General features: G+C 45.4%; 4 protein-coding genes. All 4 read right to left on the bottom strand.

All coding sequences use genetic code 11. The features are described 5' to 3' along the window. A partial coding sequence (locus tag FC75_RS00020) for a Gfo/Idh/MocA family protein (RefSeq protein ID WP_082623062.1) occupies positions 1 to 1,202 on the bottom strand: 1,202 nt, incomplete at its 3' end. Between the two features lie 4 nt (positions 1,203 to 1,206). Continuing rightward, the gene (locus tag FC75_RS00015) at positions 1,207 to 2,082 is read right to left on the bottom strand and encodes a sugar phosphate isomerase/epimerase family protein (protein WP_054666460.1); all 876 of its coding nucleotides are present in this window, start codon (positions 2,080 to 2,082) and stop codon (positions 1,207 to 1,209) included. Beyond that, complete coding sequence (locus FC75_RS00010; RefSeq protein ID WP_056988641.1) at positions 2,082 to 2,795, bottom strand: hypothetical protein; 714 nt, start codon at positions 2,793 to 2,795, stop codon at positions 2,082 to 2,084. Before FC75_RS00010 ends, FC75_RS00015 begins: the two co-directional genes overlap by 1 nt. Positions 2,796 to 2,800: 5 nt before the next feature. After that, positions 2,801 to 3,370, bottom strand: a complete 570-nt coding sequence (locus FC75_RS00005; RefSeq protein WP_056988637.1) for a carbohydrate ABC transporter permease — start codon at positions 3,368 to 3,370, stop codon at positions 2,801 to 2,803. Between the last annotated feature and the right edge of the window lie 107 nt (positions 3,371 to 3,477).

Below are 3,477 nucleotides of genomic sequence, written 5' to 3'. Positions count from 1 at the left end.
TAGACCACTATCAAGGATTCGTTATCATCGTTGCACTTGACTTGAAAATTGAGGTCCGTATTTAAGACTTGATCCTTTACCTGCTTTTTCTTCGAGGAAGCAATACGCTTCTGCAGCTGGCTTAGGAAGTCATCTTCATCGATTGGAAAGTCGACCCACCGGTGCTCCCAACTCGATTGGTAAATGGCATTAGAGATAGAAAGACCGTAAATGCCATCGCTGGCAGGGCTCAACAACGTTTCGCCAAATAAGATGTGATTAACGAAATTCTGGACAATCTTCGGGTGCCCGGAATCCCCATCAAATTTTACTGGAATATCAATCTTCCAGGTCTCAGGTTCGCCAAACCCACCCTTGTAATTCTTGTTCCAATCGGCTTCATCGACCTGATTCTGCCAAAACTTGAGTTGGGAATCCTCGATGACGATCTTGCCCTTAGAGCCGACAATCTCAAAGCGATTGGTCCCCGGCGTTTCAGTCGTAGTGGTAACAAAGACCCCAGTAGCACCGTTAGCGTATTCGCAGTACGCAGTGACTTCAGTTTCAACTTCCACATTGCGACGCTTACCCTCATAGGTGAAACCAATCAAGCGACTCGGCATGCCGCAAATCCATTGCCACAAATCTAGCTGATGCGGATCCTGGTTAAGCAGCACACCACCACCTTCACCGGCCCAAGTAGCTCGCCAGTCGCCTGAATCATAGTAGCTCTGTGAGCGATACCAATTGGTAATGATCCAGTTAGTCCGACGCAGCTCGCCAATTTCACCGGAATCGACCAATTGCTTGGCCTTTTGATAGACTGGGTTCATCCGCTGGTTGTACATTAATGCGTATGTTAGTTCGGGGTGCCGTTTCGAAACCTCAATTGCCTCCCGAACTTTCTTCGTGTACACACCTGCTGGCTTTTCACTCAAGACATGCTTTCCTGCCTTCATCGCTTGCATGGCCAATACTGGATGAGCGTAATGAGGAGTTGAGATAATCACAGCGTCAACATTCGGATCCGCCATCATCGCTTCGTCTGTGTCATAGAATTGGTAATGCTCACCATAACGCTTTTTGGCCAACTCAAGCTTCTCTGGATTAGTGTCACACATAGCGACTAAGCGTGCATGCTTGATCTGACCTTTCGACAGGTAACCCGCGTGTAAATTACCAATATTGCCAATGCCGATAATACCAATGCGTAATTCTGTCAAAATATCACTTCCATTCTTGATGCAACTGATCGACTAAGATTGCTTTCAATGCGTTACTTGCAACCGTGAAAGCACGGGCACCATCGTCTACCTCATTATCGGCAATCGAGACACCATCCTGCTCGAGTTGTGCAAACCCGGTAAACTCAGTGAGATGCGGCTCCAAAGACAGATACCCATGATAATTATCCTTGACCAGTCGTGCCAAAATATCCTTTAACTTCCCATCACCATACCCAGCCGGTGTTACCGCACGGTCAGCGTAATGCGCGTCCTTGATGTGGATATACGCAATGTAGGGTGCAAGTAGATCAAATGCCTCTGGGTAAACCTTTACGCCGCACTGAACAAAGTTAGCCGGATCAAAAGCAGCGCGAAGCTGTGGCGAGTCAATTGACTTAAGCAAGGTCAAGCACCGTTCAGGTACATCCCCAAAGATTGCCTTCTCGTTCTCATGAAGCAAGGTAATTTCGGGATAATCCTTTGCCGCTTCCATAAAGGCCTGCCAACGGCGAATCACTTCATCCTGGTACTTTGCCGTATCTGAATCCGCCATGAAGAAGCTAAACACCCGCACATATTGAGCGTTGAAAACACGCGCCACCTCAAGAACATGCTTAAACTGTTCCAGATGGGGCTCAAAGGCATCCGTAATTTCGATTTTCCCAATTGGGGAGCCAATGCTTGAAACCTTAATCCCAGCGTCATCAAGCCGCTTCTTATACCCTTTCGCCTCGGCAAGCGTAAACTCGCTCACGTTTTCGCCATCAATTCCTCGGACTTCAATGTGCGAAATTCCGTTTTCATGAAGCACGCGAATTTGCTCATCGAGATCCGGCCCAATCTCATCAGCAAATCCTGTAATTGTAAAATCAGCCATCATTTATTCTCCAATCCAGCCTGTACAGGGTTGATAGTCCTCTGTACAGCTTTGATCGTTAACTTATAACCGATCCAAAAGACCACGATGTTCATGCCAAGTATATTCAGTATCGTTGCCTGATACCCCACTGACAGCCAGAGAGACAATAGTAGCCCTATAGTCAAGGCACCAAAGATACTTCGCCAGCCCAAATAAACCGACTTTTTAAGCTGTTCATGCAGGTTCTCCCCACTTTTGTCAATTGCTGTCACCAGCAGGTAATTCCAAAGCGTTGCCATTAAAAAAGCTCCAATAATCAAAAATGGGATAATCATGAAGTGCAATACTTCTTGCCTCATGACAAGCAGAAATTCGAACGTAAATCCCATCCCAATAATCGTAACCACCGCATTAAACCCCCAGCGTAATTGTCGAAACGCACGCCAACGTTGAGCGAAGGTAGCCATGTCCTCTTTTAAGGTAAAGGAGTGACCTTCAAGATAAACCTGCCCAAATTGATGTAGCATCACAACGACGTTTGGAATCAAAATCAAAACGCAAAGACCGTAAAGAGGACTAGTTAGCAAACTAAACTTGAAGAACTGGTTCACTAGCCACCAAGGAATGCAGTAAATTGCGAAAGCGAAAGTGACTTTATACAGTTCGAAAAATCTATCAATCTTGCTATGAATCGATGCAGGCATAAACGGCTGCATGAACATCTTGATCATTCAAATCACCCCTTGATACCACCAGCAGACATGCCATCCACAAAGTTCCGTGATGCAGAGAAGAACAGAACCAGCGAAGGAACCAGCGCAATCAGTGACATCGCAATCGTCTGATTCCAAGGTACAAAGCCGGAGGATGCGTCTGTTGCCATCTTCAATGCAATTGCAACGGGAAACTTTGAGACTGTCGAGAGATAAATCAACGGTGTCATAAAATCATTCATGGACCAAATAAACTGAAAAAGTACAACTGTTATTAAAGCCGGCTTCATCATCGGAACTAATATGCGAAGTAACACTTGAAGCGAATTGCACCCGTCCATAATTGCCGCCTCATCGTACTCTTTCGGGATTCCTCGCATAAATTGAATCAGCATAAATACAAAGAACGCTTCCTGTGCAAATACATCAGGCAAAATCAATGGCACATACGTATCAAGTAAATGAAGATCGCGCCACATGATATACATAGGAATCCGGGTTACCACACCCGGCAGAAACAAAGTCGCAACTACAAGGCTGAAAAGAATTTTCTTAAATGGAAACTCGAAACGCGTGAATGCATAGGCAGTCATCGTGCAGGAAATGAGTGTAAAAATGACTTTTGGAAAGACAATCTTAAAGGAGTTCCTCAATTTTCAAGTCAAGTGCAACGATGATAACGAATCCTTGATAGTGGTCT

The organism is Lacticaseibacillus camelliae DSM 22697 = JCM 13995, from assembly GCF_001436615.1.
In the GTDB taxonomy this organism is placed as follows: Bacteria; Bacillota; Bacilli; order Lactobacillales; family Lactobacillaceae; genus Lacticaseibacillus; species Lacticaseibacillus camelliae.
Note: the sequence above shows the minus strand (reverse complement) of the source record. Positions and strands in the feature narration are given on the sequence as shown.

Excerpts from the sequence above, each read along its gene's own strand:
- FC75_RS00005 (WP_056988637.1), bottom strand. The coding sequence starts at position 3,370 with ATGACTGCCTATGCATTCACGCGTTTCGAGTTTCCATTTAAGAAAATT.
- FC75_RS00015 (WP_054666460.1), bottom strand. The coding sequence starts at position 2,082 with ATGGCTGATTTTACAATTACAGGATTTGCTGATGAGATTGGGCCGGAT.
- FC75_RS00010 (WP_056988641.1), bottom strand. The coding sequence starts at position 2,795 with ATGATCAAGATGTTCATGCAGCCGTTTATGCCTGCATCGATTCATAGC.